The sequence below is a fragment of the Phocaeicola sp. RTP21198st1_B8_RTP21198_201120 genome, from assembly GCF_040929485.1.
In the GTDB taxonomy this organism is placed as follows: Bacteria; Bacteroidota; Bacteroidia; order Bacteroidales; family Bacteroidaceae; genus Phocaeicola; species Phocaeicola dorei.
This window is the reverse complement of the sequence record NZ_JBCOCI010000096.1, coordinates 1-17,130: the sequence shown is the minus strand read 5'-3', so window position 1 is coordinate 17,130 and position 17,130 is coordinate 1. Positions and strand designations below refer to the sequence as shown.

The window sequence follows — 17,130 nt, the reverse complement described above, 5'->3', positions numbered from 1 at the left end:
GAAAAAGACAGACACATTATAATATTCGCACGCGCGTAAACAAAAACGGAAAAAGAAAAAAAAGAATACGCAAACTTGCAAACTTGCAAAACTTGCAGCACTTCCACACCCACACACGTGCGCGTACATTATAATATGAAAAAATAATAAAGCATAAAAAAGAGAGTGGAAGACAGACGGACGATACCGGAGAGAACTACAACGGAGGAAAGGATAACAGAATGCAAAAGGCGGAAAGGGAGATACGTGACAAGACTTCCGGTGGAAAAGAGCAGGAAAGCCTGACAAGGAGAAAATAAGAAAGCGGAAGACAAGGACTAGAACAAAACAGACACTGACCGTAAAGGACCGACTCCCTGAATCTGCGACAACCACACACTTTAACCTTACCAATACAATTCACATAATTCTGCGGAAGACACGTATCCTGCATGCGAAAAACCTCCTACCTACTTTAAACAAGGTACGTTACTAACATACAGGCCTCTATGTTAGTAACGTACAAGGTCATACATTACTAACCTTACGGAACACACGTTACTAACCCTTCGGAACACACAAACTATACAAAAGCACATAGCATCCCGTCCAATGCCCAGACACTCCGTCAGAAAAGCTGCCGGCTGCTGTTCACCTACCGCTCATTGGTTACCATAACCTCCAGAAAGATTTTCTTCATCCCCCCATTACAAAAAACAGGATAGAACCATACCATTCACTACCTAGAACTAGGAAAAAAGATGGAAGCTAACACACCACTTCATCTCTTCCTCCACTCTACCCTTCACACTCTCATCGGATTGTCCGTCATTACTTTACCAGGATATAATAATCCATCGCTATGATGTACGCATACGCGTAATCGCGCGCGCTCGTGTGTGTGTGTGGAAAGACTGCAAGTTGTGCAAGTTTGCAAGTTTCCCCCTTGCATCATCTCATAAAAGGAGCTGAAAAAGCAAAAGAAACAACAAGAGAATAATCACCAAGAATTAAAATATCAACAACTTTCAGGCTCCTCGCTCCAGTTCCAAACAGATCTTATAAAAAATAAAGAATCAGCAAAACGAATTACATAAAAAACAATCACACATAAAATTATTGTCTTTCACACTTTGCTTTCTTTATATTGTAGCGATAGGCTCGACAAGCCAAAACAAAGTATATCGCACATTGTATCCATAGGATAATATATTGCTGACTGATTTCAGACATACTAGCTCCCATAGAATTTATCTTAACAAAGGCCAAAGTTCCGGAAGCCGCAGGAACCATATAATGAATCCATTGCCAATACCAAGGCATTAACTCCAGCGGATAAGAAACTCCGGACAGGAAAATCAATCCTACAGAGAAGAAAGCTACCAACAACAATGGAGCATCACTATCACTGAAAAATAACGAACAGGCCAATCCAAAGAAACTGGTAGCAAGAATATAAGGTATCATAAGTGCCACAATTTTCCACGGATATGCTAAATGAGGCAATTGGAAAACTAAAGGAAGAAGCCCCAACAAAAAGATAGAGAATAAAGCATAAAAGGCTAAATAAGTAAATGATTTTCCTATCACTACGGATGCCATACGTAAAAAAGAAAGATCCCTTCCTTCAGGGCCTGCAAACATCAGTATATCTCCAGTTTCACGCTCTTTCCCACTCAACATACTGATAACAAATATCAACGTCTGAAAAATAACAACCATCAAAACGGCAGGTATCAAATAAGTACCATAACCATCGGTATAATTATACAGGGCGGTACCCACCACATCGACAGACTTTGTTTGAACCACAGACTGTATATCATCCTGAGGTAGAAAAACCACTTGTTCGGGTCGAACATCATCATTCACAGCAAGCATGGCTCCAGCAGACGCCTCCTGCATGGAAGCAAAATAAAGAAAAGCCGTAGTGGTGCTGTACATAATATATATCGCTTCTTCACCACGCCCCACACGAGCGTCAAAATCCGAGGGAATGTAAACAATGCCCACCACTTCATCACATTTCATCAATTCCTTAGCAGCAGGCAAATCAGCATTGTTTGTCAATACCCGTGCCTGCGGAGTGGCATCCAGCAAACGGATGTAACTGCGGCTTAACGGAGTGCGACTCATATCCACTACTGCCACCGGAGCATTGCGTACCACATTGGGAGCATACATATAGTTATAAAGTAATCCATACACAAAGATGCCACCGCTGAGTACCAATAAAATGGAATAGCGGGTACATATTACACGAAACTCGTGCCAAGATACAGCTAATATATTATTCAATATCGTCATATTTCCGACTGATTAAAGAGCGTTTCAAATGAGGTAACAACAATAAAGGGGGAATAAGAAACAACAGCAGACAGGCTGCATTGCCCCACATATACGCATAACCATAGTTGCCATAAAGAAGATTCTGTCCAATCTCGACAAAATGACGGACAGGAAAAAGATAAGAGGCATAGTACACCGGTGCAAACATGTGAGGCACCGGAAATGTAACCCCGCCAAGGGTAGCGCCTAACGACCCTACCATGGAAACTATACTGATAATAATACTCAACGCAGGAAAAAGAGAGAACAGAAAAACCGCCAGTGCCTGCGTAGCAATGACCAATAGTGCCGAAGTAAAATTCAACGCCCAAAAACCACAATCCATCGGTATATGCATAACACCAAAAAAGACATAGTTTGCCAGAATACTCATAACGATAAAGATAAAACTATATGGAAGCAACTTGGCAGTAACCGCCACCCAAATATTCCCATCTGCCACCGCAAGCCAGTTGGCTGAAGTATGGAATTTCCCTTCACTGCCAATGGAATATGTGGTGACCAACAACAAGATAACTTGCAGAAAAACGAAAAAGAATGGCTGTGTAAGATAAACCGAATAATCCATATCAGGATTAAATAACGGATGATTCTGTGTGGTAACCGGTAACAGAAAAGATTCTATCTCTTCCTGATTTATACCCAGTGCCACAGCATGAGTGACAATGGGAACTACCGAAATGCTTTTCAACAAACTTTGAAATGCTCCGTGAACCTCACTTCCCACACTCATCAATGCATAATGGTAATAATAAGTCAGAGCTGTTTCCTTACCATCCATCACCTTTGCTTCAAAACCAGACGGAATACTGAGGTATCCATAAATACTTTTCCGCTGCACATCTGCCCTGGCCTCCACTTCATCAGCATAATGCCGAGTGATGCGGAAAGTAGGAACAGCCTCGGTCATACGAATTATCTCACGAGAAGTGGCTGTATTATCACCATCCACAATACCCACAGGCAGATTCTCCATCTGTCCGTTACCAAAAATTGTAGCCATAAAGAAGATAGAGAACAAAGGCAAGACGATACACGACGCAAAATAAATGCGCCGAGAAACCATACGGTCCAGTTCACGTTTCAATACCGCTATAAAAGGAGATTCTTTCATTCAAGTAGTTCATTTATATTTACCATTCACTGCAATCAGAATAACACAGCTATCCTTCTATCATTTCAATTCATCCAAATTTACCAAGACGGACATACCCGGTCTTAACCCCTCCATCGGCTCTACAGGCAGCGCATGAATTTCAAAAGTTTTCATATCGTACGTCCCCGTCTGCTTGGTAGATCGCCAAGTAGCAAAACTCCCCAACGGGCTGATGTAATTGATTTTAAATACCTTGTTTTTTACATCAAGAGCCGGAATATCTCCCATGAAATTCTTGTTCATACGGAAATAAGGCATATAGTCCTCACGGACATTAAGCACTACATGGCAATCATCTAATACTACCAAGCTCATAATGGGAGCCCCCGCTCCTACCAGTTCTCCACGCTTGGGGTAGATGGTTGATATCTGTCCGTTTTCGGGAGCTGTGAGGCGGGCATCCATCAACAAGGCCTGAACCTCATTCACAGTGCCCCGAGCCGCATCCACCAAGGAGCGGGCACTCTCTTTATCCTCTTTCTGCGCTCCGTCCTTCACTAATAAAAATTGTTGATGCGCTGCCCGTTCGGCGGCAACAGCAGCTTTATACATGGCTTCCACTTCATCTTTCCGCTGACTGGTGACCACGCTATCTTTGTAAAGCGCCTGAATACGGCCATACGTCACCTTGGCCAGTTGCAAGTCACTCTTTGACTTGTTCCACAATTCTTCTACCGAACGGACTATTTGCCGACGTGTACCGTCGTCAATTTTCTTATTCTGAAATTTCGCAATATCTTCCAAGGCATTTACCTGCTGGAACTTCGCCCAAGCCTCAGGACTGTTAATCACAACCAAGGTGTCGCCCATCTTTACATACTGTCCCTCCCGGACCAAAAAGGTATCAATTCGACCGGGAAGTTTTCCAGAAATCCGTATTTCAGTAGCTTCTATCTGCCCTTGCAATACAACCGGTTTATCGCTCATAGCTATAATCCCAATGGCAGACACCATAACAATGGCCACAAGAACAACGATAAAAGCGACTCCTAACTGTTTCTTCTCTTTTTCCATATTGTTTTCTTTTTTTATTATTTTCCGAATATAAAGTTCTCAGTTTGTCCGGTACGGCTATACTGCCAAAAGCTTTCGGGCATTCCGCAAGTAGAGAGCAGAGATGCCAGTGCCACATCATATTTATAATAAGCCAGCAAAAAAGCAATCTGCACCTTGGACAACATGGTTTCTGCATCAATCACATCAGTAGAGGTAGCCATTCCTTCCTGAAAGGACTTTTTACGGATACGTACCAGTTCACGACTCATCTCAATCGTGGTATTGAGTGCGGCGACATCATCCTTTGCATTCTGAATTTCGCTATATAACTTGTCTACCAGAACTCCCAATTCATTCTGAACCTTTTCCCGTCCCAGTTGCAAAGTTTGTTTAGTAAGACGCGCCTGACGGATATTGGCTTCACGGTTCAGCCCGTCGAATATATTCCAAGTAAAGCCCACCCCTATCAAAGTACGGGGCATCAAGTTTTTCGGAAGATTGTCTGCATAAAGTGTCTGCTTTCCAAACAATGCAATGGTAGGGATGTATGCACTTTTACTGATTTTCAATTGATTATCTGCCATCACCTCCTGTATTCGCAATTTACTTACTATATAGTTGCCGGTACTTACCAGATTCTTGAAATAAAGTTCATCGGGCAGATCATGGTTCATAAACAAAGGAGAACTGGGATTAATGGATGTAGCGTCTTCCACATTCAACAAAACTTTCAAGGCATTTTGCGCTACATTTAAATCTTTCCGAGCAGATTCCAACTCACGTCTGGCTTCATCCATAGTGACCTGGGCAAAGAGGCGTTCGGCCTTATTTATCATACCGTTCTTCTCCAGTTTCATAGCATTACGGTAATGTTTCTGTAAACCTAGAAAGGTTTGCTCGCGTACATCCACCACTCTTTGCGCCAGACGCAAAGCATAATAAGTTTCCACCAGCTCCGATTGCAAAGTAGCTCCCGCCTCTTCCCTACCTGCTTTGGCCAAATCTACCATACGGTTACCAATACGGGTCGCAAAGATTCGTTTTCCGCCTGTAAAAAGCGGCCACATCACATTAGCATCTATGGTTGTCAGGTTACGTTCTAACAAAGGAAAAGTAAGGGTATGCGCACCTATATTATCAAGAATAGAAGAAATAAATTTATCATCGGGCACAATGGAATGTACAAAGTCTTTTGCCGGATCGGTAAATTGCTTTAAAGGTTCCTTGACCTCAATATTGTTGGACAAATGGACGTATGCCCCCGATGCATTCAAAGACGGATACCAAAAAGCATTCATCTTTTGTCGCTCACTGCGTGCTATCTCTATAGCCTTATCCGCCATTTGCAACGTGTGGCTGCCCTTGTTCATCAGGCTGGCAGATTGTTCCAATGTTAAAGATAATTCCCCGTTTTGAGCTGATAATGAAACCGGGAACAAAAGGACACATAAAAATATTTTATAATGCATACACTGTTTAGTTTCTGTTATGTTGTAATAAACAGAAAACCAAACAGATTGTTTGAACAGGATTATTTATTAAATAACTCGAAAGTGAATTTAAAACCAAAGGTATCAAATTGCCCGTTGATAGTGCTTACAAAAGCCCCCACATCAAATATATGTGTACCGATGCCATAACCCAACTCGATATATGGATTAAGATGTGGCATGAACAGGATACCACCATACAAGCGCTCCTGCTGGACTAACCCCAGCCAACGGTTTAAGGGTTTCAAGAGAATAAAGGGAGACTCATAAGTGAAATTCCCCCGCCAGTACTGACGTGAGGAGTTATACCAACGTCCGTCCAACAATTGGAAAGTGCCACCAATATCATCATTCCATCCTTCGGGAAGATTACGACGGGCAAAGTTGGCAAAATCCACGAAATACATATCTTCCTGCTTGGTAAACATCCCCCCCCCAATGCGATAACCGATACTTCGGATTCCGCTTAGCTTCAAGTTTTGCTGTATATCAAACTCCCAACGTTCATGAGCACCCGTACTCTTGAATACACCTTTAATACCCCGTTCATAATCCAGCATAAAAGTAGGCATACTGGAACCTACATTCATCTTCCGGCGACCGTTCATGTAATAATACATACCAGGAGTCCATTCAATACGTATACGAGGTGCAAAACTATTGTATTCTGATCTGATACCTCGCAATGCCGCCCAATCCTTATCAGGCAACGGCTTTTCAAGAATGACTTTCGAATTATTTATCAGATACCTCCAATGTACGGAAACACCTGCTTTAACAAACAAGCCATTCACTATTTCTATATTATGGAACAGATTGAGATACACATCCTTAAAATAATCCAACTCCAATTGGTCAAAATTAAAGGTACTATCGGGCAATTGCTTTAGCTGATCCAATACGACACTACTATATATGCGGTTACCGTTACCTACACTAACCTCAAAACTAGCCTGCTTTTCCGGCCAATATTGCCAATCGGCATCCGCTTTCACATAAAGTTCCTTATGTGTAAAATTATAACCTATCTGCGGACTGATTCTAAGTACACGCCCATCATGAAAAAGCCGACTGTATTTAAACTTCTGCTTATATGAAAAACCCCTGCTGTGACTATAATCCAACAACACCGGATTAATAAGTGGAGAACAACGCACACTCCCCATGCTGGACAAATTCACATTGTAACTACTGATAAGCATATCACCCAACTCTCCCCAAAACTCCAAATGTTCATTCTTCTTCTTTTTCGGTACGCGTAAAAGCGTATCTTGACGTAAAGCATAACTTCTGTACAAAGAATCTTCCAAAGCGGACAACGGAATGGGACGCAGTTCATTGAACTTTTCCTTATCTGTTATCAGCTGTTCCGAATCACAAGTCAGCTTGTAGGATTCCGTCAGATCATGGTGATGCTTCTTTTGAGATTTACGCCGGGCGGCTCCTTCATAAAATTTAATCTCATTGTACTTCAACCAGGCTCCTATATCCATTTCCAGATGGTTACCTAGAAACTTAAAAACAAGATTCAAATCAAACTGCACCGGCAGAAACTCCACATCGCCCTCCTCCCCCATCTTGACACGAACTTTGAAGCGGATCACATCATAAACGCCCTCAATATAAAGTTCACGAATAGTCCATATCTGATCACTAACCCACATATATCCACTGACCAATTGCGTACCACGGAATTTGGGAATAATGAGTATTTTATACCGCTGGCAGTCGGAAGAACCAGCTATAGAATCCAATAAATAATGATAATATCTGCTAGATTTCTTATCCAACGGAGAAAGAAGTTTATCGGACATCAATGAAGAAGAATAGATATTCATGTTCAAATAATCCATCACATCCGTTATCTGTCCCCTGTTACGTGGAAATGTAGTAGATACCGCCTTTATCTTACGGTCGTATATATCAGGGGCCGTATAATGCAACTCACTAAGAGACTCCATAAGATAATCATTGATGTGTTTTTCGAAACGGAACATGGACGGTACATAGCGGATAAGGTGATTGCGCTTATGTACCTTCACTTTTCCTTTTATATATAAATCAGCCTTATACTCATCAATGATACGGGAATAGAACGGCGAAAACTGGAAAATACACTGAAGAATGGAATCAGACACCACCGGCTTGTCGGGCATATCAACCTTTTCCCTCTTAGCCTGAACAGCTAAAGGTAACAAAAGACAAAATATAATCAGTCTGACAATCCGTATATAGTGCATCAATGTACTTTCTTTTCATCATTTGAAGAGCAAATATAAACAAAAACCAACAGGCTGATGCATGATAATACTTAATTAACATCCTTAACAGAAATGAAAAATGATTAGCGATATAGCGAATTATTAATCAAAAAGCAGTATTTTTGCAGCCAACAACCAGTAAAAGAAAGACAACATGTCCAAAATGAGATTTTTTGCTCTACAGGAGTTAGCCAACAGACGCCCCGTTAAAGTTGACTACCCCTCTGAAAAGTTAGCTGATTATTACGGTAACCACGTATTCGACCGTAAAAAAATGCAGGAATATCTGCCTAGTGAGGCTTATAAAGCAGTAATAAACGCAATTGAGAAAGGTACCCCTATCAATCGTGAAATGGCCGACATGATAGCCAATGGCATGAAGAATTGGGCAAAGACCTTTAATGTTACCCACTACACTCATTGGTTCCAGCCTCTGACTGACGGAACTGCCGAAAAGCACGACGGCTTTATTGAATTCGGTGATGACGGTAATGTTATAGAACGCTTCTCGGGCAAACTGCTTATCCAACAAGAACCGGATGCGTCCAGTTTTCCCAACGGCGGTATCCGGAACACATTTGAAGCCCGAGGCTATACGGCATGGGATGTTTCTTCTCCGGCTTTCATTGTAGACAGCACACTTTGTATTCCTACTATCTTCATCTCTTATACAGGCGAAGCACTCGACTATAAAACTCCTTTATTGAAGGCATTAGGTGCTGTAGACAAAGCAGCAACTGAAGTTTGCAGAATGTTCGATCCAAACGTAAAACGCGTATTCGCCAATCTAGGTTGGGAACAAGAATACTTTTTAGTGGATACCGCACTATATAATGCACGTCCGGATCTTTGTCTGACCGGACGCACCTTAATGGGACACTCGTCTGCCAAGGACCAGCAGCTAGATGACCACTACTTCGGTTCCATCCCTCCACGTGTAACCAGCTTTATGAAAGAGTTGGAACTAGAATGTCACAAACTAGGAATTCCGGTAAAAACACGGCATAACGAAGTGGCTCCCAACCAATTTGAGCTAGCCCCTATTTTTGAAGATGTAAATCTAGCCAACGACCACAACCAGCTAGTAATGGACCTGATGAAGCGTATCGCTTCCAAACATAATTTTACTGTACTGCTCCACGAAAAACCATTCAAGGGAGTAAACGGATCGGGCAAACACAACAACTGGTCACTTTGTACAGACACAGGTATCAATTTGTTCTCTCCTGCCAAGACTGCGGAAGGAAATATGCTTTTCCTTACTTTCATAGTCAACGTACTGATGATGGTCTATAAAAACCAGGATTTACTACGTGCCTCTATTGTCAGTGCCGGAAACAGCCATCGCCTGGGAGCAAATGAAGCACCTCCCGCCATTCTGTCTATTTTCCTAGGACGTCATCTTTCCCATATGTTAGACGAAGTAGTGGCACGTCTGAATGACGCTGAACTGACCCCTGATGAAAAGAAAGCATTGCAATTGGGTATCGGGCGCATACCTGCCATATTGCAAGACAATACAGACCGTAACCGTACCTCTCCTTTTGCCTTCACCGGAAACCGTTTTGAATTCCGTGCCGCAGGTTCATCTGCTAACTGTGCCGCATCAATGATTGTTATCAATGCCGCTATGGCACACCAGTTGAATGAGTTCAAGACCCAGATAGATAAATTAGTAAACGGAGGGATGGAACAGGAAGAAGCTCTATACAAGGTATTAAAAGAAACCATTATCGCTTCACAAAACATCCGTTTTGAAGGTGACGGCTACTCGGAAGAATGGAAAGCAGAAGCCGCGCGACGCGGATTGACTAATATCTGCCATGTACCCGAAGCCATCCTGAAGTTCAACGATAAACAATCTCGTGCAGTACTGATAGGCGAAAAAATATTCAATGAAAATGAATTGTTTTGCCGTATAGAAGTGGAACTGGAAAAGTTTACTAAAAAGGTCCAGATTGAAAGCCGTGTACTAGGCGACCTGGCCATCAATCATATTGTTCCCACAGCTGTAATTTATCAGAACAGACTATTAGAAAATCTTCGTGGTCTAAAAGAGATATTCTCCACCGAAGAATATGAAAAACTGACCGAGGACCGGAAGAATTTGGTACGTGAAATTCAAAACCGCATACTTGCTATTAAAAAAGCCGTGCACAACATGACAGAAGCCCGAAAAGTAGCAAATCATTTGGGAAGCCAAGTAGAGAAAGCCTTCAGTTACGAGGAACAAGTGCGTCCATATTTGGAAGAAATCCGCGACCATATTGACCATTTGGAACTAGAAATAGACGATGAGATTTGGCCATTACCTAAATATCGTGAATTACTGTTCACCAAATAAAATTTCACACAAAAAAGAAAGGATAGGAGATAAAAACCTATCCTTTTGTTATTTTTTGAAGATAAATTAATAATATATCTTTCTTTTTTCTTCTGATTACTTCGTCCTTTTATTTTTTCTTCTTATATTTGTGCTCTATAACACGGTTTTATAGCACGTTTATGGTTAGAAAAGAATTATCAGAAACTGAGATTGCTGAAAGTATACCAGACTTATGGCAACCTTTAACACAGGAACAAAGAGAGTTCTTGGCTCAGAACTTTACGATACAAAAGTATAAAAAGAATGAGACGATATACTGCGAAGGAGAAACTCCGATGCACCTTATGTGTCTTCTTAGTGGAAAAGTAAAAATCTACAAAGAAGGTGTGGGAGGACGTAGCCAGATTATCCGCGTATTAAAGACGAAAGAATATTTCGCATACCGAGCCTTTTTTGCCGAAGGGAACTTTGTGACAGCTGCTTCTGCTTTCGAACCTTGCACTATCTGCCTTATTCCCATGCCGGCCATTATGAAACTGATAAAAGACAACTCAGAATTAGCTTTGTTCTTTATCCGCCAACTTTCTATCGATTTGGGAATTTCTGATGAAAGAACCGTAAATCTTACACAAAAACATATTCGTGGGCGATTGGCAGAATCTCTGTTATTTTTGAAAGATACTTATGGAGTAGAAGAAGATGAATCTACACTAAGCATTTACCTTTCACGAGAAGATTTGGCAAACTTATCAAATATGACTACTTCGAACGCAATCCGTACGCTTTCTAACTTTGCAACTGAAAAACTAATTACCATCGACGGTAGAAAAATTAAAATCATTGATGAAGAGAAACTAAAAAAAATCAGCAAAATAGGATAAAATCTAATATCAATTCATACTTCACACACACAGGCGTCCGTTTTTCCATAACAGACGCCTGTTTTTTTCGCGACTTATAAAAACCTTTTTCTGCACCATCTGTTATTAGAGAAACTAAAAACCAAAAAACTATGAGTAAAGGTAAATTATGGGGAATCATCCTCCTTATTTTATTTGTGCTGGGATTCGGTATCTGGCTTTATACCAGTTCTGACGTAAAAAAAGATGTAGACCAGGAAGGCGTAGGCGTGTTAGACGACATGACTATACCCGCTGTGGACTAAATAATAATAAACACTAACTTAAACTTTACATTATGGCTAAAGAATCTGTGAATATCCTGAAGGATAAAATTGACATTGTGGACTTGTTGGCTCAGCTGAATGCAGCTCTGTCTGAAGAATGGTTGGCTTTCTACCAGTATTGGGTAGGTTCGTTCGTAGTAGAAGGCGCTATGCGCGGTGATGTACAACGCGAGTTTCAAGAACATGCAGCCGAGGAATATAACCATGCAAAATTATTGGCCGACCGTATCATTGAATTGGAAGGTGTACCCGTACTTGACCCTAAACAATGGTTTGATTTAGCTCGCTGCAAATATGATGCGCCCGTAGATTTCGGTTCGGAAATCTTGTTGAAACAAAATGTAGAATCCGAACGTTGTGCCATCTACCGTTATCAGCAAATTGCCGAATTCACAAACGGAATTGACTTCACCACTTGTGATATTGCCAAACATATTATGGCAGAAGAAGAGGACCATGAACAAGATTTGCAAGATTACTTAAATGATATAGCCCGCATGAAGGCTTATATTCTAAAAAAATAATCCACATCTGCTTCTATTCTTTCTTCTGTTTTAATGGAGAAAGAAAGGTAAGGCCGATTTCTACTGCAAGAACCGGCCTTATTTTATACTATTCATGCAAGTTGCCCCACAGTCCAAATAAAAATTAACCCATCTTACCTGTGAAGCCCCAACAAATAACATTTATAACACCTGACGGATTCTCACCAGTTTGGTCAATAACCCTTCCAATAAATCCAGTTTCAACATATTCGCTCCGTCACTCTTAGCTACAGAAGGGTCTTCATGGGTTTCCATAAACAAACCGTCCACTCCTACCGCTATGCCAGCCTTGGCTACCGTTTCAATAAGCTGCGGCATACCACCTGTCACACCAGCAGTTTGATTAGGCTGTTGCAGAGAATGTGTCACATCCAGAATCACAGGAAAACCTAAAGTCTGCATTTCCGGAATACCCCGATAATCTACAATCAGATCCTGATACCCGAAAGTCGTTCCTCGTTCAGTCAGCATAACCTGATCATTACCCGCCTCCACCACTTTGTCAGCAGCAAAACGCATGGCACCAGGTGATAAAAATTGTCCTTTCTTGATGTTGACAATCTTTCCGGTATGGGCTGCCGCCACCAGCAAGTCAGTCTGGCGACAAAGAAAGGCAGGAATCTGCAACACATCCACATACTCAGCGGCCATAGCAGCTTCTCCAGCACTATGAATATCGGTTACTATAGGAATATCAAAAGTTTCCCGTACTTTACGAAGTACTTTCAAAGCCTTTTCATCACCTATTCCTGTAAACGAATCCAAACGGGAACGGTTAGCCTTACGATAAGACCCTTTAAACACATAGGGAATACCCAGTTTATCTGTTATTTTCACAATACGATCTGCTATTCGGAGAGCCATTTCCTCTCCTTCGATCACACAAGGACCAGCCAATAAAAAGAAATTATCTGTCTTTCTTAAATCTGAAATTGTCATTATCTTACGTCTATTCGTTGAGATATCTACTCTGCTTTTACTCTTAAAACAAGAAATGGATATCTATATTTTTTAATTAGGGATAATCAAAGTTATAGCTTCAGGTTGGATCGTAATTTCCAAAGGGAAATGGCGGTCTAAAATACGCCCGTCCAAACTGACAGAAGCATTCTGCGCACGTAGTACTTTTACTTTCCGTGTACGATAGGGTTTCACCATTTTATGATTTAGAATACGTCCCTGTAACAGCATCCACATACCCGAGAAAAGTTGAATTAACTCCGGACGATAAATGACCGACACATCCAACCAGCCATTATAAGGAACTGCACTAGGTGTCAAACCGTATCCACGGGCACTTCCCACACATACCGTCATGATACGTCCACGAATATGTTCGCCGTTGATACAAAGATGCGTGCGGTACAATTTACGTTCAAACAGCAACAGGAACATGGAAGCGACAAAAGACAACTCACGTATTCCCCAAAAACGGCGGGTACCATCTGAGATCTGTACAATACGCGCACCTAAACCTATATATATGGCATTCAGGAAATAGCGGGAAGTATGTTTCTCTCCATCAAAATAATTACAACGCCCCACATCAATTTTCCTCAGACGACGATTTATAATCCAATCTACCGCCGCTTTATAATTATCCTCATCCAACCCCCAATATTTGGCAAAATCATTACCAATGCCATTAGGAATGATTCCGAAAGCGATATTTGTCTTATCCTCCACCATAGAAGTCATAATACCATTAATAGCATCATTGATCGCCCCGTCTCCACCTACAATCACAATAGTTCGATAACCATTATTAGCCAAGGTACGGGCGAGTCGTTCCACCGACCCAAAACCTTCGGACTGTACGTAGTCAAAAACCACCTTACGGTTTTCCATATAGCTACGTATCTCATTCCAACGCTTCTGAGTCTTACGGCTTCCGGCTTTCGGATTATAAATAATCCCCCATCTGTTTGGTTCTACAGCCATAACATTTAGTTTTTAGTGTGTAACAAATTAATGATTTTTTCCACCTTATCTTCCATAGGCAGGCAAGCATCCAGCCAATGTATAGTGACCCCTCGCCGTTCCATGCCCCGGAACCAGGTCATCTGCCGCTTGGCAAATTGATGGATAGCTATTTCCAATTGATGAAACATTTCATTGAAAGAAAGTTCACCCAAAACATATAAAGTCAAATACTTATATTCCAATCCGTAATAAATCAAATCCTCGGAAGAAATACCACTATCCAACAAAGCCCTTACTTCGTTTACCATCCCTTCATCCAAACGCTGCTTCAAACGGTGGGATATTTTTTCACGACGTAACTCACGGGCTATATCCACTCCAATGATCAAACTATGAATTTGCGGAAACTCACGGCATTCCGCTGATTGGTGCTTGTAATACTCTTCTATTTCAATGGCCCGGATAGCTCGTTTTACAGTATCTACGTCCGTAGAGTTATGAAGTTTCTTGTAAGTTGACAACAACCGGGTGAGTTCCGCTAATGATTTACCCGCTAATGAGTCCCTAAGTTTAGGATTCTCTGGAACAGGAAGCAGCCTATATCCTTTCAGCACGGATTCAAGATACATCCCCGTACCTCCGCATAATATAGGAATTTTTTCCTTCCATCTCACTTGGTCATAGGCATTCAAAAAATCACGTTGAAATTCAAATACATTATATTTGTATCCGGGGTCTACAATGTCTATCAGATGGTAAGGAATTTGCTGTCCATTCACGATATAGTCTTCCAAATCTTTTCCCGTACCTAAATCCATCCGGCGATATACCTGCCGGCTATCTCCACTGATAATTTCGGTATCTAACTTGTAAGCTAAAGCCGCTGCCAAAGGAGTCTTTCCTGAAGCGGTAGGTCCTAATATCGTTATCAAATCGTACTTTTCCATCCTAAGTTTTTGTAACAGTCGCACAAAGATAACGAAAATGTGCAACTTACCACGCAAAACTACATAAAAAAAGCCGCCTGAATTACTTCAGACGGCTTTCACTATATGGTTTTTAACTGATTAGCAGTTTACAGAAGCCATGTGAGCAATCAAATCCAATACTTTGTTAGAGTAACCGATTTCGTTGTCATACCAAGAAACCACCTTAACAAAAGTATCAGTCAAAGCGATACCAGCTTTAGCGTCGAAAATAGAAGTACGAGTGTCACCCAAGAAGTCAGAAGAAACAACTGCATCTTCAGTGTAACCCAAAACACCAGCCAATTCACCTTCAGAAGCTTCTTTCATAGCTGCACAGATTTCAGCGTATGTAGCCGGTTTAGCCAAGTTAACTGTCAAGTCAACTACAGAAACATCCAAAGTCGGAACACGCATTGACATACCAGTCAATTTACCGTTCAATTCAGGAATAACTTTACCTACAGCTTTAGCAGCACCAGTAGATGAAGGGATAATGTTGCCAGAAGCAGCACGACCACCTCTCCAGTCTTTCATAGAAGGACCGTCAACTGTTTTCTGAGTAGCTGTTGTAGAGTGAACTGTAGTCATCAAACCGTCAGTGATACCCCATTTGTCATTCAATACCTTAGCGATAGGAGCCAAACAGTTAGTAGTACAAGAAGCATTAGAAACGAACTGAGTACCTTTAACATAAGTCTTTTCGTTTACACCGCAAACGAACATCGGAGTATCATCTTTAGAAGGAGCTGACATAACTACATATTTAGCACCAGCTTCGATATGAGCCTGAGCTTTTTCTTTAGTCAAGAACAAACCAGTAGATTCAACTACGTATTCAGCACCGATTGCATCCCACTTCAAGTCAGCCGGATTTCTTTCAGCTGTTACGCGGATTGCATTGCCGTTCACGATCAATTTGCTATTTTCTACGTCAGCTTCGATAGTACCGTCAAATTGTCCGTGCATAGTGTCATACTTCAACATATATGCTAAGTAATCAACCGGGCAAAGGTCATTGATACCTACGATCTGAATATCGTTTCTTTTCTGAGCTGCACGGAATACAAAACGGCCGATACGACCAAATCCGTTAATACCTACTTTAATCATTTTGTTTAAATTTTAAAGGTTTTATAATATAGCTTTTAAACACTCTACGTTGGAATGTTGTTAAACGTTTAGTATTTATTTCCTAAACGCGGTGCAAAAATAAGAATTTGTTTTTATATTCGCACATAAATTCATATTAAAATAAAAAAAAATGGGAAAAAGTAGCTTCTTGCAAGATTTTAAGGCGTTCGCAATGCGCGGAAACGTCATTGACATGGCAGTCGGTGTCATCATCGGTGGAGCCTTCGGTAAAATAGTATCTTCCATTGTGGCCGATGTCATCATGCCTCCCATCGGATTGCTGGTAGGTGGCGTGAACTTTACAGATTTGAAACTACAATTAAAGCCGGCCGAAGTAGTGGATGGAGTTGAAAAAGCTGCCGTAACGTTGAATTATGGCAACTTCCTACAAGCCACTTTCGACTTTATCATCATTGCTTTTTCTATATTCTTATTTATAAGATTACTTGCCAAACTGAATCGCAAGAAAGAAGAAGTCCCTGCTCCCGCTGCCCCGCCTGCCCCCAGCAAGGAGGAGGTATTACTTACAGAAATCCGTGATTTGTTGAAAGAACAAACTGACAAAAAATAAAATATTATTCACAAAAAAACGGACTGCCCCTCAAGCGCTTGTCGGACAGCCCGTGATCTACATACTAGCCGACATTTCCTAAACTTTCCAATCTTTTTTTGCATATTTTCCCACAAGGAAGCAGGAAGAACAAAGTTTTTCCAATTCAATTATAAAAAGCCTCAACAGCATGACGGATTTTTATTTTTTCTGAGTATCTTTGCGGCACGAAATCATTTACATATCTTAATAATATATGCAAGAAAAGAT

Annotated in this window: 14 protein-coding genes; 5 read left to right on the top strand and 9 right to left on the bottom strand. The window is 41.2% G+C overall.

Annotation, left to right across the window (positions count from 1 at the left end):
• Window positions 1-1,095: 1,095 nt before the first annotated feature.
• The 5 genes from AB5935_RS21280 to AB5935_RS21260 all read right to left on the bottom strand — a co-directional run bounded on the left by AB5935_RS21280 (window position 1,096) and on the right by AB5935_RS21260 (window position 8,210).
• On the bottom strand, window positions 1,096-2,286 hold the full coding sequence (locus tag AB5935_RS21280; protein ID WP_008674808.1) for an ABC transporter permease: 1,191 nt from the start codon (window positions 2,284-2,286) through the stop codon (window positions 1,096-1,098).
• Window positions 2,270-3,442 (bottom strand): ABC transporter permease, encoded by a 1,173-nt coding sequence (locus AB5935_RS21275; RefSeq protein WP_038609804.1) that lies wholly within the window; start codon window positions 3,440-3,442, stop codon window positions 2,270-2,272. Before AB5935_RS21275 ends, AB5935_RS21280 begins: the two co-directional genes overlap by 17 nt.
• A 60-nt stretch (window positions 3,443-3,502) precedes the next feature.
• On the bottom strand, window positions 3,503-4,498 hold the full coding sequence (locus AB5935_RS21270) for an HlyD family secretion protein (protein ID WP_007844499.1): 996 nt from the start codon (window positions 4,496-4,498) through the stop codon (window positions 3,503-3,505).
• Between the two features lie 17 nt (window positions 4,499-4,515).
• A complete protein-coding gene (locus AB5935_RS21265; RefSeq protein ID WP_007833644.1) occupies window positions 4,516-5,949 on the bottom strand; it encodes a TolC family protein in 1,434 nt (477 codons plus the stop codon).
• Window positions 5,950-6,011: 62 nt separating this feature from the next.
• Entirely contained in the window at window positions 6,012-8,210 is a 2,199-nt protein-coding gene (locus AB5935_RS21260; RefSeq protein ID WP_007833643.1) for a DUF5686 family protein, read from the bottom strand.
• Window positions 8,211-8,385: 175 nt separating this feature from the next.
• Here AB5935_RS21260 and AB5935_RS21255 point away from each other — a divergent pair, with 175 nt between their 5' ends.
• The 4 genes from AB5935_RS21255 (at window position 8,386) to AB5935_RS21240 (ending at window position 12,267) form a co-directional block, all read left to right on the top strand.
• Complete coding sequence (locus AB5935_RS21255; protein ID WP_007833642.1) at window positions 8,386-10,575, top strand: glutamine synthetase III; 2,190 nt, start codon at window positions 8,386-8,388, stop codon at window positions 10,573-10,575.
• A gap of 161 nt (window positions 10,576-10,736) precedes the next feature.
• Window positions 10,737-11,438 carry a Crp/Fnr family transcriptional regulator gene (locus AB5935_RS21250; RefSeq protein WP_005839272.1) on the top strand — a complete coding sequence of 234 codons (702 nt, stop codon included), beginning with the start codon at window positions 10,737-10,739 and terminating at the stop codon, window positions 11,436-11,438.
• Window positions 11,439-11,569: 131 nt separating this feature from the next.
• Window positions 11,570-11,722, top strand: a complete 153-nt coding sequence (locus AB5935_RS21245) for a hypothetical protein (protein ID WP_007833640.1) — start codon at window positions 11,570-11,572, stop codon at window positions 11,720-11,722.
• A gap of 32 nt (window positions 11,723-11,754) precedes the next feature.
• Complete coding sequence (locus tag AB5935_RS21240) at window positions 11,755-12,267, top strand: ferritin-like domain-containing protein (RefSeq protein WP_005839275.1); 513 nt, start codon at window positions 11,755-11,757, stop codon at window positions 12,265-12,267.
• Window positions 12,268-12,429: 162 nt separating this feature from the next.
• On the opposite strand, the gene kdsA is transcribed toward AB5935_RS21240, so the two are convergent.
• From kdsA to gap, 4 genes are all read right to left on the bottom strand, one after another.
• Entirely contained in the window at window positions 12,430-13,227 is a 798-nt protein-coding gene (gene kdsA / locus AB5935_RS21235; RefSeq protein ID WP_007833638.1) for a 3-deoxy-8-phosphooctulonate synthase, read from the bottom strand.
• A gap of 72 nt (window positions 13,228-13,299) precedes the next feature.
• Window positions 13,300-14,229 (bottom strand): diacylglycerol/lipid kinase family protein, encoded by a 930-nt coding sequence (locus tag AB5935_RS21230; RefSeq protein WP_007833636.1) that lies wholly within the window; start codon window positions 14,227-14,229, stop codon window positions 13,300-13,302.
• A gap of 5 nt (window positions 14,230-14,234) precedes the next feature.
• Window positions 14,235-15,158 (bottom strand): tRNA (adenosine(37)-N6)-dimethylallyltransferase MiaA, encoded by a 924-nt coding sequence (gene miaA / locus AB5935_RS21225; RefSeq protein ID WP_007844491.1) that lies wholly within the window; start codon window positions 15,156-15,158, stop codon window positions 14,235-14,237.
• A 120-nt stretch (window positions 15,159-15,278) separates the two neighbouring features.
• A complete protein-coding gene (gene gap / locus AB5935_RS21220; RefSeq protein WP_005839282.1) occupies window positions 15,279-16,289 on the bottom strand; it encodes a type I glyceraldehyde-3-phosphate dehydrogenase in 1,011 nt (336 codons plus the stop codon).
• Window positions 16,290-16,440: 151 nt separating this feature from the next.
• On the opposite strand from gap, the gene mscL reads away from it, so the two are divergent.
• Entirely contained in the window at window positions 16,441-16,881 is a 441-nt protein-coding gene (gene mscL / locus AB5935_RS21215) for a large-conductance mechanosensitive channel protein MscL (RefSeq protein ID WP_007833631.1), read from the top strand.
• The last annotated feature ends 249 nt before the right edge of the window (window positions 16,882-17,130 follow it).

Bases quoted from the DNA above. Each gene is read 5' to 3' on its own strand.
- kdsA (WP_007833638.1), bottom strand. From the start codon at position 13,227: ATGACAATTTCAGATTTAAGAAAGACAGATAATTTCTTTTTATTGGCT.
- AB5935_RS21260 (WP_007833643.1), bottom strand. From the start codon at position 8,210: ATGCACTATATACGGATTGTCAGACTGATTATATTTTGTCTTTTGTTA.
- mscL (WP_007833631.1), top strand. From the start codon at position 16,441: ATGGGAAAAAGTAGCTTCTTGCAAGATTTTAAGGCGTTCGCAATGCGC.
- AB5935_RS21265 (WP_007833644.1), bottom strand. From the start codon at position 5,949: ATGCATTATAAAATATTTTTATGTGTCCTTTTGTTCCCGGTTTCATTA.
- AB5935_RS21280 (WP_008674808.1), bottom strand. From the start codon at position 2,286: ATGACGATATTGAATAATATATTAGCTGTATCTTGGCACGAGTTTCGT.
- AB5935_RS21255 (WP_007833642.1), top strand. From the start codon at position 8,386: ATGTCCAAAATGAGATTTTTTGCTCTACAGGAGTTAGCCAACAGACGC.
- AB5935_RS21230 (WP_007833636.1), bottom strand. From the start codon at position 14,229: ATGGCTGTAGAACCAAACAGATGGGGGATTATTTATAATCCGAAAGCC.
- AB5935_RS21275 (WP_038609804.1), bottom strand. From the start codon at position 3,442: ATGAAAGAATCTCCTTTTATAGCGGTATTGAAACGTGAACTGGACCGT.
- miaA (WP_007844491.1), bottom strand. From the start codon at position 15,158: ATGGAAAAGTACGATTTGATAACGATATTAGGACCTACCGCTTCAGGA.
- AB5935_RS21240 (WP_005839275.1), top strand. From the start codon at position 11,755: ATGGCTAAAGAATCTGTGAATATCCTGAAGGATAAAATTGACATTGTG.
- gap (WP_005839282.1), bottom strand. From the start codon at position 16,289: ATGATTAAAGTAGGTATTAACGGATTTGGTCGTATCGGCCGTTTTGTA.
- AB5935_RS21270 (WP_007844499.1), bottom strand. From the start codon at position 4,498: ATGGAAAAAGAGAAGAAACAGTTAGGAGTCGCTTTTATCGTTGTTCTT.
- AB5935_RS21250 (WP_005839272.1), top strand. From the start codon at position 10,737: ATGGTTAGAAAAGAATTATCAGAAACTGAGATTGCTGAAAGTATACCA.
- AB5935_RS21245 (WP_007833640.1), top strand. From the start codon at position 11,570: ATGAGTAAAGGTAAATTATGGGGAATCATCCTCCTTATTTTATTTGTG.